This is a genomic window from Salmonella sp. SA14318 (assembly GCF_029866905.1).
Taxonomy (GTDB): Bacteria; Pseudomonadota; Gammaproteobacteria; order Enterobacterales; family Enterobacteriaceae; genus Salmonella; species Salmonella enterica.
The window spans coordinates 1,583,260-1,606,909 of sequence record NZ_CP123282.1 but is presented as its reverse complement, the minus strand read 5'-3'; the positions used below and the strand labels follow the sequence as shown (position 1 = coordinate 1,606,909).

At 53.4% G+C, this 23,650-nt stretch carries 17 protein-coding genes; 3 read left to right on the top strand and 14 right to left on the bottom strand.

Annotated elements, in window-relative coordinates:
- Position 1: 1 nt before the first annotated feature.
- The 6 genes from napB to napF all read right to left on the bottom strand — a co-directional run bounded on the left by napB (position 2) and on the right by napF (position 5,352).
- The gene (napB, locus tag QEN32_RS07480) at positions 2-451 is read right to left on the bottom strand and encodes a nitrate reductase cytochrome c-type subunit (RefSeq protein WP_000835182.1); all 450 of its coding nucleotides are present in this window, start codon (positions 449-451) and stop codon (positions 2-4) included.
- A gap of 115 nt (positions 452-566) precedes the next feature.
- Positions 567-1,436, bottom strand: coding sequence for a quinol dehydrogenase ferredoxin subunit NapH (napH, locus tag QEN32_RS07475; protein ID WP_000013528.1), 870 nt, complete (start codon positions 1,434-1,436; stop codon positions 567-569).
- Entirely contained in the window at positions 1,423-2,118 is a 696-nt protein-coding gene (gene napG, locus QEN32_RS07470) for a ferredoxin-type protein NapG (RefSeq protein ID WP_000091676.1), read from the bottom strand. Before napG ends, napH begins: the two co-directional genes overlap by 14 nt.
- A gap of 6 nt (positions 2,119-2,124) precedes the next feature.
- Complete coding sequence (gene napA / locus QEN32_RS07465; protein ID WP_000778097.1) at positions 2,125-4,611, bottom strand: nitrate reductase catalytic subunit NapA; 2,487 nt, start codon at positions 4,609-4,611, stop codon at positions 2,125-2,127.
- The gene (gene napD / locus QEN32_RS07460) at positions 4,608-4,871 is read right to left on the bottom strand and encodes a chaperone NapD (protein ID WP_001260058.1); all 264 of its coding nucleotides are present in this window, start codon (positions 4,869-4,871) and stop codon (positions 4,608-4,610) included. Before napD ends, napA begins: the two co-directional genes overlap by 4 nt.
- Complete coding sequence (gene napF / locus QEN32_RS07455; RefSeq protein ID WP_265322267.1) at positions 4,861-5,352, bottom strand: ferredoxin-type protein NapF; 492 nt, start codon at positions 5,350-5,352, stop codon at positions 4,861-4,863. Before napF ends, napD begins: the two co-directional genes overlap by 11 nt.
- A 413-nt stretch (positions 5,353-5,765) precedes the next feature.
- Between napF and eco the strand changes: the two genes are divergently transcribed.
- Positions 5,766-6,260 carry a serine protease inhibitor ecotin gene (gene eco / locus QEN32_RS07450; protein ID WP_000781589.1) on the top strand — a complete coding sequence of 165 codons (495 nt, stop codon included), beginning with the start codon at positions 5,766-5,768 and terminating at the stop codon, positions 6,258-6,260.
- Between the two features lie 182 nt (positions 6,261-6,442).
- Here the strand turns inward: eco and QEN32_RS07445 are convergent, their stop codons facing one another.
- From QEN32_RS07445 to QEN32_RS07425, 5 genes are all read right to left on the bottom strand, one after another.
- A complete protein-coding gene (locus QEN32_RS07445) occupies positions 6,443-8,086 on the bottom strand; it encodes a multidrug ABC transporter permease/ATP-binding protein (protein ID WP_000421584.1) in 1,644 nt (547 codons plus the stop codon).
- 75 nt (positions 8,087-8,161) lie between these two features.
- Positions 8,162-8,812, bottom strand: a complete 651-nt coding sequence (alkB, locus tag QEN32_RS07440; protein ID WP_000884991.1) for a DNA oxidative demethylase AlkB — start codon at positions 8,810-8,812, stop codon at positions 8,162-8,164.
- A gap of 2 nt (positions 8,813-8,814) precedes the next feature.
- Complete coding sequence (ada, locus tag QEN32_RS07435) at positions 8,815-9,876, bottom strand: bifunctional DNA-binding transcriptional regulator/O6-methylguanine-DNA methyltransferase Ada (protein ID WP_000975968.1); 1,062 nt, start codon at positions 9,874-9,876, stop codon at positions 8,815-8,817.
- A gap of 80 nt (positions 9,877-9,956) precedes the next feature.
- Entirely contained in the window at positions 9,957-11,009 is a 1,053-nt protein-coding gene (gene apbE / locus QEN32_RS07430) for an FAD:protein FMN transferase ApbE (RefSeq protein WP_082318894.1), read from the bottom strand.
- A 114-nt stretch (positions 11,010-11,123) separates the two neighbouring features.
- On the bottom strand, positions 11,124-12,260 hold the full coding sequence (locus tag QEN32_RS07425) for a porin OmpC (RefSeq protein WP_023138041.1): 1,137 nt from the start codon (positions 12,258-12,260) through the stop codon (positions 11,124-11,126).
- A gap of 728 nt (positions 12,261-12,988) precedes the next feature.
- Between QEN32_RS07425 and rcsD the strand changes: the two genes are divergently transcribed.
- Together rcsD and rcsB are read left to right on the top strand one after the other, a co-directional pair.
- Positions 12,989-15,658, top strand: a complete 2,670-nt coding sequence (gene rcsD / locus QEN32_RS07420; protein ID WP_262958461.1) for a phosphotransferase RcsD — start codon at positions 12,989-12,991, stop codon at positions 15,656-15,658.
- Between the two features lie 16 nt (positions 15,659-15,674).
- The gene (gene rcsB / locus QEN32_RS07415; RefSeq protein WP_001061919.1) at positions 15,675-16,325 is read left to right on the top strand and encodes a response regulator transcription factor RcsB; all 651 of its coding nucleotides are present in this window, start codon (positions 15,675-15,677) and stop codon (positions 16,323-16,325) included.
- A 102-nt stretch (positions 16,326-16,427) separates the two neighbouring features.
- Here the strand turns inward: rcsB and rcsC are convergent, their stop codons facing one another.
- From rcsC to QEN32_RS07400, 3 genes are all read right to left on the bottom strand, one after another.
- Positions 16,428-19,274 carry a two-component system sensor histidine kinase RcsC gene (gene rcsC, locus QEN32_RS07410; protein WP_000876084.1) on the bottom strand — a complete coding sequence of 949 codons (2,847 nt, stop codon included), beginning with the start codon at positions 19,272-19,274 and terminating at the stop codon, positions 16,428-16,430.
- A gap of 117 nt (positions 19,275-19,391) precedes the next feature.
- A complete protein-coding gene (gyrA, locus tag QEN32_RS07405; RefSeq protein ID WP_001281271.1) occupies positions 19,392-22,028 on the bottom strand; it encodes a DNA topoisomerase (ATP-hydrolyzing) subunit A in 2,637 nt (878 codons plus the stop codon).
- Between the two features lie 409 nt (positions 22,029-22,437).
- Positions 22,438-23,640 carry a mandelate racemase/muconate lactonizing enzyme family protein gene (locus QEN32_RS07400; protein ID WP_000705581.1) on the bottom strand — a complete coding sequence of 401 codons (1,203 nt, stop codon included), beginning with the start codon at positions 23,638-23,640 and terminating at the stop codon, positions 22,438-22,440.
- Positions 23,641-23,650: the final 10 nt, after the last annotated feature.

Genomic DNA, 23,650 nt, shown 5'->3' with positions numbered 1-23,650 from the left:
CTTATTTCCCGTAACCTTGCGAGGGGGTAAAGGTATTGTCGATAATCGGCGCGGTATCAGACTGCGGTACGTGGCACTGCAGGCAGAAATAACGACGCGGCGCGACGTTGCCCGACACTTTACCGTCGCTGTCCATAAAGTGCGTCGGACTGATACGCGGCGCGCCCGTCGTACGATAACTTTCCACGCCGTGGCATTGCAGACAGCGGTTGGTATTGGTCGTCACCTGGTAGCCCTCGACGCTGTGCGGGATCATCGGCGGCTGGTTGACGTAATTTAGCGGCATACGTTCCTGCTCTTTCGGCATACGAATCGCCCCTTCCTGCGTCCCGGATACTTCCGGCGACTGGCTCAGATCCACTCCGTTTGCCGCCCAAACCGCACCACTTACCACCAGGGCAAGCGTGGCCATCCATTGACACAGCGCTTTCATCAGGTCATGGCTTTTCATTGTTTCGCTCCCGAACTCCATCGCATTTACACTTCATCCTTCGAGCTGCCTCTTTGTTGGCTGTGCTCGAAAATCCCAGTCACATCGTTATCTATGCTCCCGGGGATTTCCTCGCTTACCGCCGCGATGCATCCCGAATGATGTTGTGTATCGTTATTGTAAAAACATCCTCAGAACAGACATCCACGCAGCGACCGCAGGTCATGCAGTCGCGGTGAGTGACCTGCGCCGGGCTTTGCTCATCCAGCACCGGCGCACGTAGCACATGCGGTTCCGGGCAAACATGAAAACAATCCATACAGCGATTACATTTCTCACGTTTTTTGGCCGTCACGGTCACTACGCCTTTACTGCCCAGCACGCCATACAGCGCGCCCATCGGGCAAATATGACCGCACCAACCGTGCTCAACGACTAATAAATCAAATAAAAACAAAGCAATAATCAGCAACGCGCCGCTACTAAATCCCATAATCAGACTACGACCTAACAGCGACACGGGATTAATCCATTCCCACAGCAACGTGCCGGTCAATGCCGAACCGATTAACACCACCACCAGAAGGACGTACCGTATATGGCGTGGAATCGTCGCAGACTGGTTCAGGTCAAATTTCCTGCGCATCCAGTTAGCCAAATCGGTAACGGGGTTTAGCGGGCAAACCCAACTGCAAAATAATCGCTTTCCCGCCAGCGCATACAGCACAGCGATAATCACTGCTCCCGTCAGCGCCACGGTAGCGGGAAGATGTCCACTGGCGAGACTTTCCAGGGTAATCAGCGGATCGGTCAACGGGAGGGTATCGAACAGCAAACTACTGCTGTAGTTGCCATGCAAAACCCAAAAGCCCAGCCACGGGCCGCTGAGAAACATCCCCAGCACCATAAACTGGCTGATACGGCGTAACACCAGCCAACGGTGGCTACGCCACCAACCTTTTTTCGCCCGCGCTTCTCGCCCGGCGTCGCGTTTACGATTTGCCATCTTTCCCCTCCAGCCAGCCGAAGCGGTAATGGTGTCCTAACTCCCCTTTCGCCAATGACAACGGCAACACTTTTATCGCTGGTTGCTCCAGTACGCAGACTTTTTCGCATTTGCCGCAGCCGGTACAGGCGTCGCTGTGTACGGTGGGCAGAAAGCGCGCATGTTTGCCGGTGCGCATGTTGCGATCCAGCTCCAGCGTGATGGCCTCATCGATTTTCGGGCATTCGCGGTAACAAACGTCGCAGCGCAGCCCCTGAAAGTTGAGGCAGTTTTCCTGATCCAGCAGCACCGCCAGCCCCATGCGCGAGTCATCAATGGAGGCGATATCTTTATTCAGCGCCCCGCTGGGGCAGACTTTGGCGCACGGAATGTCTTCACACATTTCGCAGGGGATGTCGCGAGCGACGAAATAGGGCGTACCTGCCGATAGCCCGGAGGCCAGCGTCGCCAGTTTTAGCGTGTCGTATGGACACGCCTGAACGCACTGCCCGCAGCGCACACAGGCGCTGGCGAAGGCATTTTCATTCAGCGCGCCAGGCGGACGCAGCCGCACGCCCGTTGCGCGCGCGGTTTGCTGTTGCAAGCCCAGCGCCACGCCAACCGCCGCCAGCCCGCCCGCAGTGCGCACAACATCACGCAGAAAGCGGCGGCGGCCATTTTGGGGTTTCGCTGTACGGGACATAACGCGTTACACCTTCGCCAGCTTAACGGCGCACTTCTTGAAGTCCGTCTCTTTAGAGAGCGGGTCCGTCGCATCCAGCGTCAGGTTGTTCACTAGCTGAGCGGCATCGAAGAACGGCATATACACCAGTCCCTGCGGCGGACGGTTACGTCCACGCGTTTCGACAATCGAAATCACTTCGCCGCGGCGGGACGACACTTTAACCTTATCCCCACGACGCAGATCGCGCGCTTTCGCATCCAGCGGGTGAATAAAGACCACCGCTTCCGGGAAGGCGCGATGCAATTCAGGCACGCGGCGCGTCATACTGCCGGTATGCCAGTGTTCCAGCACGCGACCGGTGGAAAGCCACAGATCGTACTCGTTGTCCGGCGACTCCGCCGCGGGTTCAAATGGCAGCGCGAAGATCACCGCTTTGCCATCCGGTTTACCGTAGAATTTGTACCCTTCCCCCGCTTTTACATACGGGTCGTTGCCTTCGCTGTAACGCCATTGCGTCTCTTTGCCTTCGACGACCGGCCAGCGCAGACCGCGCGCGTTGTGGTAATCGTCGAACGGCGCCAGATCGTGCCCGTGGCCACGTCCAAACCAGGCGTATTCTTCAAACAACCCTTTTTGCAGATAGAAGCCCAGCTCACGAGACTCATCGTTTAACTGATCCTCTTTCAGCTCGCTCAGCGGGAATTTGCTGACCGCCGGCGTGGCGAACAGAACGTCATACAGCGTTTTACCGCGCAGCTCCGGCTTCTGGGCCAGCAACGCCTCCGGCCAGACCTCCTCGGTTTTAAAACGACGGGAGAACTGCACCAGTTGCCAGAGGTCGGATTTAGCTTCGCCCGGCGCTTTAATTTGCTGACGCCAGAACTGCGTGCGGCGTTCGGCGTTGCCGTAAGCGCCTTCTTTCTCAACCCACATGGCGGTCGGCAGGATCAGATCCGCAGACAGCGCGCTCACCGTCGGGTAAGGATCGGAGACAATGATAAAGTTACGCGGATCGCGCCAGCCCGGCATCCGATCTTCATTGATGTTCGGCCCGGCCTGCATATTGTTATTACACATTACCCAGTAGACGTTCAGCTTGCCGTCTTTCAACGCGCGATCCTGCGCCACCGCGTGTAAACCCACTTTTGCCGGAATAGTGCCAGCGGGGATCTGCCAGTGTTTTTCGCAGATATCACGGTGTTTTTCGTTCGTCACGACCATGTCTGCGGGCAGACGGTGTGAGAAGGTTCCCACTTCACGCGCCGTACCGCAGGCGGAAGGCTGGCCGGTCAGCGAGAAAGGACCGCAGCCAGGCTGGGAGATTTTTCCGGTCAGCAGATGGAGGTTGTAAACCAGGTTATTCGCCCACACGCCGCGGGTATGCTGGTTAAAACCCATCGTCCAGTAAGAGATCACGCGCTTATTCGGATCGGCGTAGAGCTGCGCCAACTGTTCCAGTTGATCTTTCGGCACGCCGGTCATTTCAGCGGTCTTGTCCAGCGTATATTCCGCCACGAAGGCTTTATACTCGTCGAAGCTCATCGGCTCGGAAGCGTCGGAGCCCGGATTCTTCGCCGCTTTTTCCAGCGGGTGCGTCGGGCGTAAGCCGTAGCCGATATCCGTCGCCCCTTTACGCAGGTTCACATGCTTTGTGAAGAAATCCTGATTTACCGCGTTGTTCTGAATAATGTAATTCGCGATATAGTTAAGGATCACCAGATCGCTTTGCGGGGTAAAGACAATACCGTTGTCCGCCAGCTCAAAGCTGCGGTGCTGGAAGGTGGAGAGGACGGCAACCTTCACGTTCGGGTCGGACAAACGGCGGTTAGTGATGCGCGACCATAAAATCGGGTGCATCTCCGCCATGTTGGAACCCCACAGCACAAACGCATCGGCCTGCTCAATATCGTCGTAGCAGCCCATCGGTTCATCCATGCCAAAGGTGCGCATAAAGCCCACCACCGCCGAGGCCATGCAGTGACGCGCGTTCGGGTCGATGTTGTTAGAGCGGAAACCAGCCTTGAACAGTTTCGCGGCGGCATAGCCTTCCCAGATGGTCCATTGACCCGATCCAAACATGCCGATCGCTTCTGGTCCTTTCTCTTTCAGGGAGGTTTTAAACTTCTCCTCCATCACATCGAAGGCCTGTTCCCAGCTCACCGGCGTAAACTCGCCGTCTTTGTGATAGCTGCCGTCTTTCATGCGCAGCATCGGCTGCGTCAGACGATCTTTACCGTACATGATTTTGGGCAGGAAGTAGCCTTTAATGCAGTTCAGACCACGGTTGACCGGCGCGTCGGGGTCGCCCTGGCAGGCGACCACACGGCCCTGCTGCGTGCCCACCAACACACCGCAACCCGTTCCGCAAAAACGGCACGGCGCTTTATCCCATTTGATGGCTTCCTGCTGCCCGACAACGGCGCGGGCGACGCCCGGCACGCTCAGACCGGCAGCCGCCGCAGCGGCCGCAACGGCGTTAGCTTTCATAAAGCTACGACGACTGAGTTTCATGGTGTTTCCTCACCTTGCTCATCCTGCTGGTGATAAACCAGCGACACCGCCAGTACGCCCTCGACATTGCGTACTGACTCAATTGTTTGCATCAGCGTTTCACTCTGATCTGCTTCCGCCACCACGATCAGTTGCCCGCTTTCAACGTCGCTTAACGCGACTTCGCAACCCGGCAACGTGTTCAACTGTGTGCCAATAGCGGCGATGTTCTGACTTTTGGCCTGCACGACCAGGCTACAGACCTGCCAGTTAGTGCGCATGGTGGTTCTCCGCTTTGATGGCTGACACGGGACAGATAGCCACACACGCCCCGCATCCGTTACAGGCCTGCGAGTCAAGCTGCGGCTGGTAAATGCCGGATAGCGTGGGACGAAAGGTAATGGCCATAGGTTCACAACTGTCCTGGCAGCGATGGCATTCAACCGATTGCCTGGCGAGGCAGTTTTCCGTGAGCGTAAAAATCAGATCCCAGGCCCTGGTGTGGCGCGGAAGAAAAAGCGATTCAGTACAGGCCTGCGCACAGGCATAACAAAAGCTGCACTCGCCCCGTTTGAAATCTACGCTCGGATATCCCCCCGCCCCTCGCTGCAGGATGTCGGACTCACACGCCTGGATGCAGGCGTCGCAACGCAGACAATGTGCGAGAAAATAGGTTGTTTCTCTGGCCCACGGCGGAAGAATCCCATTGCTGGCGTTGCGCCAACTGCCGGTCAACATGCTTCGACGGGATAAATCAACCATGATATCGCCCTTCCATAACGACACGCTTCCATAGGGAGTGAATACCAATAAAAACCGTACAATTTATGAGTAGTTGTTTTTGTAAATAAGATATTTCAGGATGTGTAAGAGATGCATACCCCGATAGAGGTAAATGCTGTTGCCGGATCAAAAGAGTGCCAGGTAAAGACCCGTAAACGTGCTTTTTCTCACATTTCAATGAGTTATATAGATGCTTATATAACGAAAATCACTAATAGTTGATAATTTCATTTACATTATCAATATCGGAATATTCCACTATATAAAAAGACGCTATTTTATTAATAATCTTGAAAATATGAGTAAATACAGATTAATAGATAATATGAATGTGTTAATCTGTTGTCAGTGAATACCGAAAACAGCAGAAAGGAAATACTGTGAACAATCAAATGAAGATGTTTGTCCCTGCCGTCGTCTTCGCCGCCCTCGCCAGCGCCTCTGCCTGGGCTAACAATGGCGATACCGCCCAGCCGCTGGAAAAAATCGCCCCCTATCCGCAGGCGGAAAAAGGAATGAAGCGGCAAGTGATAACCCTTACCCCTCAGCAGGATGAATCTACCCTCAAAGTGGAACTGTTGATTGGCCAAACGCTGAATGTGGATTGTAACCAGCATCGCCTCGGCGGCACGCTGGAAACAAAAACGCTGGAAGGCTGGGGCTATGACTATTATGTCTTTGATAACGTCACCTCTCCGGTATCAACCATGATGGCCTGCCCTGAAGGTAAGAAAGAGCAAAAATTCGTCACCGCCTGGCTGGGTGAAGACGGGATGCTGCGCTACAACAGCAAGCTGCCGATCGTGGTGTATACCCCGGCGAATGTGGACGTGAAATACCGCATCTGGAAAGCGGACGCTAACGTACAGAACGCCGTCGCGCGATAACGTTACGCTGCCCGGTCACACTTACCGGGCATCTGAACACGCCGGCTCACGCAGCGCTCCGGGGTTCTTTTCAAAACACGTCTGGAAATCCGCTCGCCCGATGCCTGGTGGCGACGCGTGGCATCTTATCAGGCCTACCCGCGTGCGGACGTAGGGCTGCCATCAGGCGGTTCATCCGGCCATTACGCAGTACGCGCAACCGCATCACGCGAGGCGGCATCACGTTCGTCGCCGGTGAGTTCGGTTAGCTGTCCGTTGCGCATTTCAAGCAGACGATCGGCGTGAATAAAATAGTGATCATCATGGCTGATGGCGAAAATGGTTTTGCCCATTTCCTGCATTAACGGCAACAGTACCTGATAAAATTCCCGGCGGAAATGCGGGTCCTGATCGGCGGCCCACTCATCCAGCAAAATAATATCGCGCTCTTCCGCCAGCGCCAGCAGCAGCGCAATGCGCTTTTTTTGCCCTTTCGACAGTTTAAGATTCAAAATGCGCCCGTCGTTTAGCTCCAGCTTGTGCGTCATTTTCAGGTGCTCAAGCCACTTTTCGACCAGAGCGGGATTGGCGGGTTTCCCCTGCGGCCCCAGCAGGCGGTCGAATAACCACACATCGGTGAACACCGCAGAAAACAGTTTGCGATAATCTTCCGGCTGCCCGGCGGCAATAGGTTGACCATCAAGTAAAATCGTTCCCGATTGCGGCTGGTATAATCCGGTCAATAACATGGCCAGCGTCGATTTCCCGCTACCGTTGCCGCCAATTAAAAACAGCAGTTCGCCGCGGTGAATCGTCAGGTTGATGGGCCCCACGGAAAACGCGTTATCCTGATAGTGAAAAACCACGTTGCGCAGCTCCAGCGTCTTCCAGTCGGGAAAGGCTTTCGGCTGTGGAAAATCAGGCTTATACGGGGCGAGCGCGAATTTATTCAGTTTATTAAACGCCACCTGGGCGGTCAGTAGCGTTGGCAACGCCCCCACCGCAGACAGCAGCGGCGTGCGCAGGAACAGCAACGTCAGTGAATAAGTCGCCGCGACGTTGGTATCCGCCCAGCCGAGACTATTCGCCATCCAGAAGACCAGGCCTATCGCCCCCAGCATCATGATATTCGACCAGTTGACGGCGCTCAGATGAAAAGTATCGGCACGGATAATGTGATGACGATACTCTTTGGCGTCCGGGATATAGCATTGCTGAAAAATCTGCTCCGCACGCTCGCGGTTTAGCGTCAGCTCTTTGCGTCCTTCCAGCACCGTCTGATAGTCGTTGTACAGCTTATCTTCGGTCTCGCGCAGGGTCGCCATATGCTGGTAAACCCGCGCCACCAGCACGAATCCGCCCCAGATAGTGACCGCCATCCAGATAGCCGTAACCAGCAGCATTTTTGTCGATAGCATCGCCAGATACGCCGCCGAGCCGACGGTGAGGATAATGCCCTGCACCAGCTCAGGCAGACGCACAAAGGCGATAGTAATATTGCGAATATCGCTGGTCAGACCGGCCAGTAAAGAGGCGCTGCCCAGTTGCTCAATGCGTTCAACGTGCGTATCCAGAATGCGCTTGATAAATTCGCTGCGCAGGCGGTAAACGAAATGGTGTCCCAGAGTGGTGAGCGCCAGTTGGGAACCTAATGTGACGACCATTAGTAACAGGAGCAGACCGAGAAATTCCGGCAGCACCATGACGGTGGTGTCCACCGTTTCAATCAGGCGCTGATTGATAAACGCGATCAGGCCAATCCCCAGCGCCGCGCTGGCGAGGCTCAGCGCCATCACGCTAATAAATGGCCAGCGGTACTGCCGCCAGACAAGAATAAGAAGTTCCATGCATACAACCCGGACCGATAATAACAGCCCGCAGTTTAACTAACTCCACCTGCACAGCAATAATAATTCTTATTTTTATTCTTTTTCAGCCGCCTGACGGAAGGTGAGATTGTAACGAAATTCACCGGTCATGGGATGAAAGCCCGCTTTAAGCGGCTGGATACCATGATAAAACAGCCGGGACTCGCCGCCCCAGACCACGATATCGCCATGCTCCAGTAAGATCCGCTGGAGCGGATCGCTGCGACGCAGGCCGCCAAACTGAAAAACCGCCGGCACCCCCAACGAAACTGAGACGATAGGCGCGCGCAGATCCGGCTCGTCTTTATCCTGATGCAGCGACAGTTTTGCGCCGGGCGCGTAGCGATTGATCAGGCAGGCGTCCGGTTGGAAGCTCGCATACCCTGCCGCGATTGCCGCCTGACGACATACGCTGGCAAACGATAACGGCAGCGCAGGCCAGGGTTTATCGGTCAACGGATCGCGCACGGCATAACAATAACCGTGACGATCGGTGGTCCACCCTAACGCGCCGCAGTTGGTCATCGCCACCGACATGGTGTAGCCGCCCGGCGTCACCATCTGACGAAACGGAGACTGACTGGCGACAAACCCGATATCGTCTAATAGCGACTGCGCCGCGCGAAACGCAAAGCGGCGCAACACCACCGCGCCAGGCGCCAGGGGCTCTTGCCAGGGCGCTTCATCAGCAAATAGATCCAGCATTGCTACTCCTCTTTTTGCGCTTCTCGCTTTAATAGCTGCGCTTTTCGACGCACGCCCCAACGATAACCGGAGAGCGCGCCATCGCGACGCACGACCCGATGACACGGGATCACCATCGCCAGTTTATTCGCGCCGCACGCGCTGGCGACCGCGCGTACCGCCGTGGGTTTGCCGATAGTCGCGGCAAGCTGTTGATAGCTTACGGTTTCGCCGCAGGGAATTGCGCATAACGCCTGCCAGACCTGCTGTTGAAACGCGGTTCCCTGGATATCCAGCGGCAACGAGAGCAGCACATCGCGTGTGTTGATAGCCGCGACAACCTGCCGCACCCGTTGCTGAAAAAGCGCGTCAGCAGGTTCGTGGCGGGCCGCCGGGAAAAGGGTGTGTAATTCAGCCAGTAGCGCGTCGTCGCTATCACCGGGGAGAATCGCGCAAATCCCCCGCTCGCTCTCCGCCACCAGGCACCGTCCGTAAACCCAGTCCGTCAGCGCATAGCGAACGGAGACATTATCGCCGCCTTTGCGAAACTGTTTTGCCGTCATGCCCAGCGTCTGGTCGGCATGACGGTAGTAGCTACTGCTATCCGGGAAGCCGGCGCGATAAATAGCCGCCGTGATCGGCTCTCCTTTCGCCAACGCCTCACGCAGCCGCCGGGCGCGCCACGCCTGCTGCCACCCTTTCGGCGTCATTCCGGTGCTCGCTTTAAACAGACGGTGCAGATGAAACGGGCTCATCGCCACCGCCTGCGCCAGAGACGCCAGCGTTACCGGCGTCTCCTGCTCAAGCAAACGGCAGGCGCAGGCAATCTTATCCAACCGCCGTTGCTGCGCGCGCGCATTATCCGGCTGACAGCGCTTGCAGGGGCGAAAACCGGCGTCCAGCGCCTGCTGCGCGTTGGCAAAAAAGCGAACATTTTTACGTAACGCCCGCTTCGAGCGACAAGAAGGGCGGCAAAAAACGCCGGTGGTTCGCACCGCAAAAACGAAACGCCCATCCGCGCTGGCATCGCGCGCCTGCACCCGCAGCCAGCATTCATCATCGGTAAGTAACGCTTTTTTCATCATAGACTCCTTCATTAAGCATAGTGCTTGCTTACATGCAGTGTGTCCGTAAATCCGCCCACAAAAACCCGTAATCTTGCGTTTTAATTCTTATCGCTCACCAGGAACGTTTTGAACTGCGGCGACATCCAGGTTTTAAAGCCTTCACCTTCTTTCATGATCATAAAGACCGCCAGCCCTTCCCGCCGCACGACCTCTTGCGCCTTTTGCGTACCAAGCACCATCAGGCCGGTGTCCCAGCCGTCCGCTTCCAGCGCCGTTGGCGCAATGACCGTAACCGATACCAGGTTGTGTTCAATGGGGCGCCCCGTTTGCGGATCGATAACGTGCGAGATACGCTTGCCATCCAGCTCATAATAGTTGCGGTAGCTGCCGGAGGTGCTGATGCCATGCCCGTTGATATCCACAATCGCCTGCACCGCATTTTCCCGGTCGGTCGGCTTCTGAATCGCGACGCGCCACGGCAGCCCCTGCGCATTCATCCCGCGACTGCTTAATGCGCCGCCCACCGAGACCAGATAACGCGCAATGCCCTCCTGCTCCATCAGTCGCGCCAGATGATCCGCCGCATAGCCCTCCCCGACCGTGGAGAGATCAACATAAAGATCCGGCAGATCTTTTTGCAAAAACTGATGTCCAGCCCTGTCGATAACCTGCAAATGTTGCAGGCCTGTTTTCGCTTTTGCCGCATCGATTTGTGCTGGTGTTGGGATATGCAGCGGCTGCCGATCCGGTCCAAACCCCCACAGATTGACCAGCGGGCCCACGGTGATATCCATCGCGCCATCCGTCTTCGCGCCAATACGCAGCGCCGAGGTCACGATATCCGCCATGGCTTCGCTGACCGGCCAGGGCGCAAGACTGCGTGAATGGTTAAAACGCATCAGCGCGGAGTTATTTTTATAGGTAGAAAGCAACCAATCATCAGCATCAAGCTGAGTCTGGATTTTAGTCTGTAACTCTGCGGCGCGTTTCGCATCGATACCAACCACGCTCACCCGCCAGAGGGTCCCCATCGTTTTACCTTCCAGCACCTGAGCGGCAGGTGACGCTGTTGTCGTTTCGGGAGCCTCATCGCAGCCCATAAGTAAAAAAGCCGCCGCCAGACACACGGCCCGGCAAAAAGTCATTTTCATCGCTGTTTATCCTCATTCGAATGGACGCAAGCGTATATCAAAACGTCGTATTTGTACGCCGGAATAAGGCATGAAAAAAGGGCCCGTAGGCCCTTTAGCAACATCTTTTGCTGATTAGAACTGGTAAACCAGACCCAGCGCTACGATGTCGTCGGTGTTGATGCCCGCATCGCGGGTAAAGTCGTTTTTATCCAGCAGGTTGATTTTGTAATCAACATAGGTGGACATGTTTTTGTTGAAGTAGTAAGTCGCGCCGACATCAACGTATTTTACGATGTCCTGGTCGCCATAGCTGGCGCCGTAGCCGTTGCTGATGTCCTTACCTTTAGACTGCAGATAAGCCACAGACGGACGCAGACCAAAGTCGAACTGGTACTGAGCAACCACTTCAAAGTTCTGCGCTTTGTTGGCAAAACCGTAAGAGGTGGACGGGTTGCTACCGTTAGAGGTACCAAAACGGGTTGCGTTATAGGTCTGAGAATACTGCGCTGCCAGATAGATGTTGTTCGCATCGTATTTCAGGCCGCCGGTGTAGACCGTGGCGCGATCGCCGTTACCATACAGGCTAGCGTTAGCGGTGTTGTTCTGATCGGCAGTACGTTTAGACGTGGTGATAGCGCCACCGACAGAGAAGCCTTCGCCGATTGCATAAGTCAGCGATCCGCCGTAACCGTCGCCGTTCTGGTTCAGCAGGCTACGACCACTCTTGTTTTCACCGCTCACGCTGCCGTTTTTGCCCTGATACTGCAACGCGAAGTCCAGACCATCCACCAGGCCGAAGAAGTCGGTGTTACGGTAGGTGGCATAGCCGTTACCACGCTGCTGCATAAAGTTGTCAGCGCCGTAGGTGTCGCCGCCGAATTCCGGCAGAACGTCGGTCCAGGAGGTCACGTCATAAGTTACGCCGTAGTTACGACCATAATCGAAGGAGCCTGCGTCAGCGAATTTCAGACCCGCAAACGCCACACGCGTCCAGGAGTCGTTGCTGCCTTCAGTCTGGTTGCCCTGAATCTGATATTCCCACTGGCCATAACCGGTCAGCTGATCGTTAACCTGCGTTTCGCCTTTGAAGCCGATACGCATGTAGGTCTGGTCGCCGTCGCTGCCTTTGTCGTCAGAGAAGTAGTGCAGGCCATCAACTTTACCAAACAGGTCTAATTTGTTGCCGTCTTTATTATAAATTTCAGCCGCATTCGCTGCGCCCGCCACCAGCAGAGCTGGTACCAGGAGGGACAGTACTTTAACTTTCATGTTATTAACCCTCTGTTATATGCCTTTATTGCTTTTTTATGCCACTGCTTACTGGTTAACCCTCATTAACCAGTCGGCAAGTCCATTCTCCGCAAAAATACAGAATAATCCAACACGAATATGATACTAAAACTTTTAAGATGTTACAGTTATCTACATAGATGTTTCAAAATATGAATTTTACGGAACTTTTTTAAAGCAAAAATCAAGTAAAAATAAGCACAAATAGACAAAATATATTCACGAAACTTTTAAAATCAACGGGTTAAATTGATGAAATTCATAGCACTGAATGATAAAACAGAATCTTCATTCGCAACTAAAATAGTGACCGCTATCATCATTAACTTTATTTATTACCGTCATTCACTTCTGAATGTCTGTTTACCCCTATTTCAACCGGATGCTTCGCATTCGGTTTTTTTTACCCTTTTTCAGACACACCTGGCTGATTTATGCTACCTGCCTAAAACTATCACGGTTATTCACTACACTCCCCTGCCCGACCGTTCGTAAGACATTAGCAAATAATTTCTTGATATTTAGTGCTAAACATTTATAAGTAGTCTTTATATTTGTACCGTTCTGCGAAGGCTGTACGCTTTTCCCGTCCCGCCGACGGAGCGCGTGTTAAGTTGCCCGGCATGACGTAAGAGTCTGGAAATTCATTCATTACCCTTTATACTGCCCTTCACCTTCAGCGTTGCTTTTACAGGTCGTAAACATAAATGAGTCAGTCTGACACAACGGTCTCTACCCGATTCTCCCTTCTACCGGGAAGCATTACCCGTTTCTTCTTATTGCTGATCATTGTGCTGCTGGTAACGATGGGCGTTATGGTGCAGAGCGCCGTCAACGCCTGGTTGAAAGACAAAAGCTATCAAATTGTCGATATCACCCACGCTATTCATAAACGCGTTGATACCTGGCGGTATGTTACCTGGCAAATTTATGACAACATCGCCGCGACCACTACGCCATCGACAGGTGAAGGACTTCAGGAAACGCGTCTGAAGCAGGATGTGTATTATCTTGAAAAGCCGCGACGTAAAACTGAAGCGCTGATTTTCGGTTCCCATGACAGCGCCACGCTGGAAATGACGCAGCGTATGTCAACCTATCTGGATACGCTGTGGGGCGCGGAAAACGTGCCGTGGTCAATGTATTACCTCAACGGACAGGATAACAGCCTGATTCTTATCTCTACCCTACCGTTGAAAGATCTCTCTTCCGGCTTTAAAGAGTCCACTATTGGCAATATCGTCGATTCCCGCCGGGCAGAGATGTTGCAGCAGGCGAATGCGCTGGATGAGCGCGAAAGTTTCTCCTCATTGCGAAAACTGGCCTGGCAAAACGGTCACTATTTTACGCTGCGCACGACCTTCAATCAGCCAGGACATCTGGCAACCGTGGTGGCGTTTGATCTGCCCATTAATGATTTAATCCCGCCGGGAATGCCGCTGGACAGTTTTCGGATAGAGCCTGACGCAACCCAGGCGACGGGGCGAAGCAGTGAAAAGGAAGCGCCTGATAGCGTCACGATTAGCTTTAACGGTTCAAAAATTGAGATCTCCTCAGCGCTTAACTCTACCGGAATGCGCCTGATCTGGCAGGTACCGTTCGGTACGCTTTTGCTTGATACGTTGCAAAATATTTTGCTGCCTTTACTGCTGAACATCGGGCTGCTGGCGTTGGCGTTATTTGGCTACGCCACGTTCCGTCATCAGCCGGGACGGTCGACGGAATCGACATCCGGCAACGCGGCGAATAATGAGCTTCGCGTCTTACGCGCCATTAATGAAGAGATCGTTTCTCTGCTGCCGCTGGGTCTGCTGGTCTACGATCAGGAAGGCAACCGCACCGTGATCAGCAATAAAATCGCCGATCATCTGTTGCCGCATCTTAACCTGCAAAATATTACCAGCATGGCGGAGCAGCATCAGGGCGTGATTCAGGCGACAATTAATAACGAACTGTATGAGATCCGTCTGTTTCGCAGCCAGATCGCTCCCCGCACGCAGATCTTTATTATTCGCGATCAGGACCGGGAAGTGCTGGTGAATAAGAAGCTTAAACAGGCGCAGCGTTTGTATGAGAAGAATCAGCAGGGCCGCGCCGCCTTTATGCAAAATATCAGCAACACGCTTAAAGAGCCCGTACGCCAACTGGCGGTTAACGCCGCGGCAGTCACCACGCCGGAAAGCCTGAAACTGGCGGATCAGGCGGATATATTGGTACGTATGATCGATGAAATCCAACTGGCGAATATGCTGGAAAATGACGCATGGAAGAGCGAAGCAACGCTGTTCTCCCTGCAGGATCTTATTGACGAAGTCGTGCCGGAAGTGCTGCCCGCCATTAAGCGTAAAGGGCTGCAACTGCTGATTAATAACCATCTTAGCGGCAACGATGAACGCTGGGGCGATCGTGACGCCCTGCGCCGGATTTTGCTGCTGTTGATTCAGTATGCCGTCACAACGACTGCGATGGGTAAAATTACGCTTGAAGTCGAGCAGGATGAATCTATCGCGGAGCGTCTGACTTTCCGTATTCTGGATACGGGCGAAGGTGTAACGTTAAACGAGATTGATAATCTGCATTTCCCGTATATGAATGAAACGCAGGGCGATCGTTACGGCAAAGCGAATCCGCTCACCTTCTGGCTGTGCAATCAACTGGCGCGCAAACTGGGCGGTCATCTCAACATTAAAGCGCGAGAAACGCTGGGCACGCGCTATACCGTTCATGTCAAAATGCTTCCTCACGATCAGCATACTCAGGTCGAAGAGCGCCTGCTGGACGACGTGAGCGTGATGGTCGATGTGACGTCCAACGAGGTTCGCGCGATTGTGCTGCGTCAGTTAGAAAACTGGGGCGCCACCTGCATCACGCCGGATGAAAGGCAGATAAGTCAAGAATATGATCTCTTTTTAACGGATAATCCGTCTAATCTTACTGCCTCGGGCTTGCTTTTAAGCGATGATGAGTCAGGCGTGCGGAAAATTGGCCCGGGTCAGTTGCGCGTCAACTTTAATATGAGCAATGCTATGCAGGAAGCTGTACTACAACTTATCGAAGAGCAGCTGGCGCAGGAAGAGATTCCCGCCTCCCCGCTCGGCGGAGATGAAAATGCCGAGCTTCATGCCAGCGGCTATTATGCGCTATTTGTAGACACAGTACCGGATGATGTTAAGAGGTTGTATACTGAGGCGGCAACCAGCGATTTCGCTGCGCTGGCCCAAACGGCCCACCGCCTGAAAGGGGTGTTTGCCATGCTTAATCTGGTACCCGGCAAGCAGTTATGTGAAACGCTGGAACATCTGATTCGTGAGAAAGATGCTCCAGGTATAGAAAAATATATCAGCGACATTGACGCCTACGTCAAAAGCTTGCTGTAGCAAGGTAGCCCAATACATGAACAATATGAACGTAATTATTGCCGATGACCACCCGATTGTACTGTTCGGTATTCGCAAATCACTTGAACAAATCGAGTGGGTGAATGTTGTCGGCGAATTTGAAGATTCCACAGCATTGATCAACAACCTGCCGAAATTAGATGCGCATGTGTTGATCACTGACCTCTCCATGCCGGGAGATAAATACGGCGATGGGATCACCTTGATCAAGTACATCAAGCGTCATTTTCCGAGCCTGTCTATTATCGTTCTGACCATGAACAACAATCCGGCGATCCTGAGCGCCGTGTTGGATCTTGATATTGAAGGGATCGTACTCAAACAGGGTGCGCCAACCGATCTGCCTAAGGCGCTGGCCGCGCTGCAAAAAGGCAAAAAATTCACCCCAGAAAGCGTTTCTCGCCTGCTGGAGAAAATCAGCGCAGGCGGTTACGGCGATAAGCGCCTGTCGCCAAAAGAGAGCGAAGTATTACGCCTGTTCGCCGAAGGTTTCCTGGTCACCGAAATCGCCAAGAAGCTCAACCGCAGCATTAAGACCATCAGCAGCCAGAAGAAATCGGCGATGATGAAACTGGGCGTAGAGAATGATATCGCGCTGCTCAACTATCTCTCTTCCGTCACCCTGAGTCCGACAGACAAAGAATAAATCGCTTTTATGTTACCCAGCCTGATGGCGCTACGCTTATCAGGCCTACCAGTCGACTCATCTTTTACAGGCCGGACAGGCGACGCCGCCATCCGGCATTTTTTATGCCCGCGTTTTACGTACCCGCTCGGCATACACCGCCAGCGTCTGTTTCAACACATCCAGCGTCACAGGTTTCGACAAACAGCTGTCCATACCGGACTCCAGGCAACGTTGTTTCTCTTCCGCCAGCGCGTTCGCCGTCACGCCGACGACCGGCAGCGTCAGCCCAAGCTGACGGATACGCTGCGTCAGGCGATAGCCGTCCATGTTCGGCATGTTCACATCGCTCAGAACAATATCGATAGCATTTTTACTCAGCACATTCAGAGCGTCCACGCCATCATTGGCTGTCTTACACTGATATCCCAGCGATCCCAATTGATCGGCCAGCAGACGGCGATTGATCGGATGATCGTCAACGACCAGAATCATCATATCGTCATTTGAATCTGCGGTTTTATCCGTCGTCGGCAATGCGCTGGAAAGCGCTTCACTATCCAGCTCAATACTATAGATACGCGCCAACAGTGCGGGCAACTCATGTACCGACGCCACACTATGCACCCACTCGCCAGGCGCTCTTTCCAACGGAATCCCGATATGACGGCGGCAAAAGACGACCGCCGCCCTCCCCTGCCAGGTATGCTCCAGCGCGTCATCGACAATCAAAATATCGTCCGCAGCGGGTTCTTGCCCTTCATAACGCTGCGTATGAACGCCGCTACGCGCCAGACTGGTCTCAATAAACTGGCACAAAGAAGTATTGCGCACCGCCAGCCAACAGCAGGTTCCGGCGAGTCCTTCCACGCTCTTTTTCACAGGGTATTGCGCGCCATAAAGCGGGATGCGCAGCGTAAACTGGCTTCCCATGCCCGGCTCCGAATCGACGGAAATATCGCCGTCCATCATGCTGATCAATTTTTCGCAAATCGCCAGCCCCAGACCGGTCCCCTGAAAGTTACGCTGTACGCCGGTTCCCACCTGGAAGAAGGGATCGAACAGGCGAACCACCTCTTTTGCCGGAATACCGACGCCGGTATCCCGCACGCGAATGCTGAGATAATCCCCATCACAGCGCACATGCAGCACGATGCAGCCAATATCGGTAAACTTAATGGCGTTGCTCAACAGGTTTGAAATGACCTGCTGTAAACGCATCGGGTCGCCGTTCAGCGATACCGGCACGTCAGGCTCAATAAAACAATACAGGCCGAGCTGCTTACGCACCACCAGCGGCAGATAATTGGCGGTGATATGGTTCATCACCTCTCGCGGTGAAAATTCGCGCGGCTCAATCTTTAGCTGTTCCGACTCAATTTTCGAGAAGTCGAGAATGTCGCTGATAATTTTCAGCAACAGACTGGAGGAGTTATTCATCGCCGTGACCAGACGATCCACGCCTTTTGGCAGCTCTTTGGTTTGCAGCAGATCGAGATTGCCAATGATACCGTACAGCGGTGTGCGCAATTCATGGCTGACCGTCGCAAGGAACATGGATTTAGACTGGCTTGCCTGTTCCGCCGCCTGCGCCATCTCCTGCAGCGACTCTTCCATTTTGACGCGCGTACTCACATCTACCAACACGCAAATCGCAACGTTTTCATTGCGATAGCGGGAATGGACGAAGCTAATTTGCAAATTGGTATTATTGCTGGTCAATACATCAACGAAGTTGACCTGCTGGCCGCAAATAATTTGCGTCAGGCGCTGTCTGTCTTCATGCGTGAGCATGTTCAGGTAGGTGTGCGCCAGTTCGTTACTCAGAATATTGACACCATCAATAGTGCGCAGAATACAGATCCCCACCGGCGCGGAGGCAACGATTTTACGGTTGAACTGTTCATGCTCTTCCAGACGCTGGGCATCGCTCTCCGCCGGAATGAAAATTCGCCGCTCATACATCCGCGCAAGCGTAAACAGCCCTGCGCCCACCAGCACGTTTAGCAGGATAGCATTCAGGATAAGAATACGAATACGCTCCAGGACTAAATCTACAGGCACAGAATAGACAATACTGAGCGAGGATGGCGGCAGGCTTTTTTTGAGTACCAGTTCGCGAAAACCTGGCGTATAACCAAACCAGGAGCGCTCCTGCATCCAGCGCGGCTCCGCTTTAATATTGCCGTCAGGACCGGTCAACGAAATCAGCGAATGGCCGTTCTCATCAATAATAGTGACGCCCATCGGCAAACTGCCGGGCGTGAAAAAATTTTCCATACGGATGGACTGCTCGACGCCCAGCAGCGCCTGCAGACGGTTGGCCAGATACACCGGCGTCAGCGCATAAAAGTAGCCCACGCCCTGACGCGCGCCCTGGCTTATCCAGAAAAGGTTATTCCCACTTTCTTCCTGCGGCGCGTTGCGGTATTTCATAATCCGCTCATGTAACGCTTTTAACGCATCATCGCGCTCCACGGGCATTTCACGCAGGCCGAAATTCGCCATACAGAGGTTATCGCTGCCAATCAGGAAAACGCGGTTAAGATCATACGCCGCTGAAAAGTTGTCGCGCCAGTAACGCATAAACCAAGCCAGCGACTCCAGCGATCCGCGCCAGGCGGAGCCCATCGCCGCACAGTCTGAGTCGGCAAATAGCGGTTCAAAGTCCGGCACCACCATTTTGTCATCACGCGCACGCGACGACATGACGCCGTTTTCCGCCGTTAAACGGTTCTCGGCGATATATTTGAGCTCTTTCATCACATCCGACGTGCGCTGGATAAAACGCTGCGCCTGATCGGAGCTAAGGTTGAACTCCTGACGAATTTCAGATTCCCGCTGGTGCAGGGCATTGACGATGTAAAACACCGAAACAAAGGCGATTAAGAGCCAAATGAGTAACGCTAACGCTCTGAATAAGTAGCGCGAGACTTTCAGCGTAGTTCGAAAGGAAGCAAGGTATTTCAAAGGGGCGAAGCTCCGCCTCAGGATGTAAATAGAGTGTGACTAAGGTAGCGGTAAATGACGTAGCCCGCAACGGCAAAGAAAAAGGGCCGGATATCCGGCCCTCGCACAGCAATAACATTACTCGTCAGCGTCATCCGCAACGTCGTCATCGCTTTCCGCTTCCGGGGCGATATCCTCATCCCCTTCCGCCACGCTGCCGTCGATAGCGTCGAGTTCTTCGTCATCTACCGGTTCAGCAACGCGTTGCAGACCCACCACGTTTTCATCTTCCGCCGTGCGGATAAGGATAACGCCCTGGGTATTACGTCCCACTACGCTGATCTCGGACACACGGGTACGCACCAGAGTACCGGCATCCGTGATCATCATGATCTGGTCGCAATCGTCTACCTGTACCGCACCGACAACGGAACCGTTGCGCTCGGTCACTTTGATAGAGATAACGCCCTGCGTCGCACGAGACTTGGTCGGGTACTCGTCCGCTGCGGTACGCTTCCCGTAGCCGTTTTGCGTTACGGTCAGAATAGCGCCTTCGCCGCGTGGGATGATCAGAGAGACGACTTTATCATCTCCCGCCAGCTTAATACCGCGCACACCGGTCGCGGTACGCCCCATCGCACGGACGGCGTCTTCTTTGAAGCGCACCACTTTACCCGCGGCCGAGAACAGCATGACTTCGTCAGAACCAGAAGTCAGGTCAACGCCAATCAGCTCGTCGCCGTCGTTGAGGTTCACCGCGATAATACCGGCGGAACGCGGACGGCTGAATTCGGTCAGCGCCGTTTTCTTCACGGTACCGCTGGCGGTCGCCATAAAGACGTTGACGCCTTCTTCGTACTCACGAACCGGCAGAATCGCGGTGATACGTTCGTTGGCTTCCAGCGGCAGCAGGTTGACGATCGGACGACCGCGCGCGCCACGACTGGCTTCCGGCAACTGATAGACCTTCATCCAGTACAGACGGCCCCGGCTGGAGAAGCAGAGGATGGTGTCATGGGTGTTGGCCACCAGCAGGCGGTCGATAAAGTCTTCTTCTTTAATACGCGCGGCAGATTTACCTTTCCCACCACGACGTTGCGCTTCGTAATCCGTCAGCGGTTGATATTTGACGTAACCCTGGTGAGACAGCGTCACGACAACATCTTCCTGGCTAATCAGATCTTCGATATTAATATCGGCGCTGTTGGCGGTGATTTCGGTACGACGCTCATCGCCGAACTGATCGCGAATTAACTCCATCTCTTCGCGGATCACTTCCATCAGGCGATCGGCGCTGCCCAGAATGTGCAGCAGTTCAGCAATCTGCTCCAGCAACTCTTTGTATTCGTCGAGCAGTTTTTCATGCTCCAGGCCGGTCAGTTTCTGCAAACGCAGATCCAGAATCGCCTGCGCCTGCTGCTCAGTCAGGTAATACTGACCGTCACGCACGCCAAATTCTGGCTCCAGCCATTCCGGACGCGCGGCGTCGTCACCGGCGCGCTCCAGCATCGCAGCAACGTTGCCCAGATCCCACGGACGCGAGATCAGCGCCGCTTTCGCTTCCGCCGGCGTCGGCGCGCGGCGAATCAGTTCGATAATCGGGTCGATGTTGGCCAGCGCAATCGCCAGAGCTTCAAGGATATGCGCGCGGTCACGGGCTTTACGCAGTTCAAAAATAGTCCGACGCGTCACCACTTCACGGCGGTGGCGCACGAACGCTGAAATGATATCTTTCAGGTTCATGATCTTCGGCTGGCCGTGATGCAGCGCCACCATGTTAATACCGAAGGAAACCTGTAGCTGGGTCTGGGAGTAGAGATTATTAAGCACCACCTCGCCCACCGCATCGCGTTTTACTTCAATCACGATGCGCATCCCGTCTTTGTCGGATTCGTCACGCAGCGCGCTGATGCCTTCCACGCGTTTATCTTTCACCAGCTCGGCGATTTTCTCGATCAGGCGCGCTTTGTTCACCTGATAGGGAATTTCATGGACGATGATGGTTTCACGGCCCGTTTTCGCGTCAGCTTCAACTTCCGCGCGGGCGCGAATGTACACTTTGCCACGACCGGTACGGTAGGCTTCTTCGATACCACGACGACCGTTGATGATCGCGGCGGTCGGGAAGTCCGGACCCGGAATATGTTCCATCAGCCCTTCAATGCTGATGTCTTCGTTGTCGATATACGCCAGGCAGCCGTTAATCACTTCCGTCAGGTTGTGCGGCGGGATATTCGTCGCCATACCTACTGCGATACCGGAAGAACCGTTCACCAGCAGATTCGGAATTTTGGTCGGCATGACGTCCGGAATTTTTTCCGTACCGTCATAGTTATCCACGAAATCCACCGTCTCTTTTTCGAGATCGGCCATCAGTTCGTGGGCGATTTTCGCCAGACGGATCTCCGTATAACGCATTGCCGCCGCGGAGTCGCCGTCAATAGAACCGAAGTTACCCTGACCATCCACCAGCATGTAACGCAGCGAGAATGGCTGCGCCATACGAACGATGGTGTCATACACTGCGGAATCGCCGTGGGGATGGTATTTACCGATTACGTCACCAACGACACGGGCAGATTTTTTATAGGCTTTGTTCCAGTCATTGCCCAATACGTTCATGGCGTAAAGTACGCGACGGTGTACCGGCTTCAGGCCATCTCGGACATCCGGCAGCGCACGGCCAACAATGACCGACATCGCATAATCCAGATAGGAGCTTTTCAGCTCCTCCTCAATGTTGACCGGTGTAATTTCTCTCGCAAGGTCGCTCATCTAACCGCTATCCCTCTACTGTATCCCGGATTCAAAGGTCGCAAATTATAACACATTCGCCCACGTACTGGTAAACGGAATGCAGCCAGACAATGCTTTATTCGGGTGCCGCATGCTCTCTTCATTTATAAGCGTGGTCTCGGCGTTTATCGGCGATCGGCTTCAGAGGCGACACAGGGGAGATCGGGGTCTGGCCAGGAAGAGGCTGGAAAATCAATACCTCCCGTGTATACCCGTCATACTTCAAGTTTCATGTGCGTTGGCGACAAGTTACTAGGCCCATCCCTGGGCCCCGCCCCGTCGGGGTTAGCGCAAGCGCTGTTCAAGACGGTTAACCATTTTATCCTGCAACTCGAATTATTTAGGGGATATGCCGGAAGGCATAAACCATAATCAGTATCACCAGATGCTATTTAATCACATAGGCCAGGTATTCTTTCACTACCTCATCGTTTAATTCCTGACCCAATCCGGGCTGTTCCGGCGCGACATAATAGCCATTTTCCGGCTGATAATCGTGGGTACAAAGTTCCCGAATAGATGCTTTCATCGCATTGGTATGATGCTCATGAATAATAAAGTTGGGAATTGCTGTTTCCATATGCAGCGCGGCTACCGTGGAAACAGGACCGCCGCAAACATGCACCTGTACAGTGGTGTCATAAATATTAGCATAGTCACAGATTTTCTTTCCTTCGGTAATTCCGCCGCAGAGACACAAATCAGGTTGCGCTACGGCAATAGACTGCTTCTCCAGTAATTCCCTGTATCCCCATCTTGTGTAGGAACGCTCGCCAGTGGCGATTGGAATCGTTGTTGAACGGGAAACTTTCTGCATATTATCAGAATTTAATGGATGAATCGGTTCTTCATAAAGAAAGATACGATACTTTTCTATCGCCTTCGCAAATTGAATAGCTGAGTTTGTACCGAGAAGAGAATGGATTTCCACGATAATATCAGCATCATCCCCCATTGCTTCACGCATAGCGGCAATTCGCGCTTCCCCCATTTTTAATTGATCGGCCAGTAACAATCCTGAATAGTTACGATTTTTATTCTGAAAAACACAGTCATCGCCATTACGATCGATTTCGAGTGGATCCACTTTAATCGCATCATATCCATCGTCAAGAGCCGCACGCGCCGCCTCAGCATATTCATCAGGTGTCACTAATATCTGGCGTTTATCCCCCCAACCAAATTGTAACTGACTAGCATAGGTTCTTAATTTTTCATTAGTTTTCCCGCCAAGGAGCTGATAAACAGGTACACCTAAATATTTACCTTTGATATCCCAAAGAGCAATATCAATAGCGCTCATTCCGGCATAAAAAACGTTCCCGCCTCCCATTCCCCAAAAAGTCTTTCTGAAAAAGAACTCCCAAATTTTTTCGATATTTAATGGATCTTCACCCACAATCAATGGCGCCAGATCTCTGATGATCCCTACGCCAGCTTTAGCGCCTGCGCCATAGGCCAGTCCTACTTCGCCAATACCACTTAATCCTGAGTCGGTATTCACCCGAATAAGTACTGGATTATAGGAGGACATCGTTTGATCTCTTTTTTTTAATTCACAGTCAAAAACTTCAATAGACGTAATTTTCATAATTTCTCCA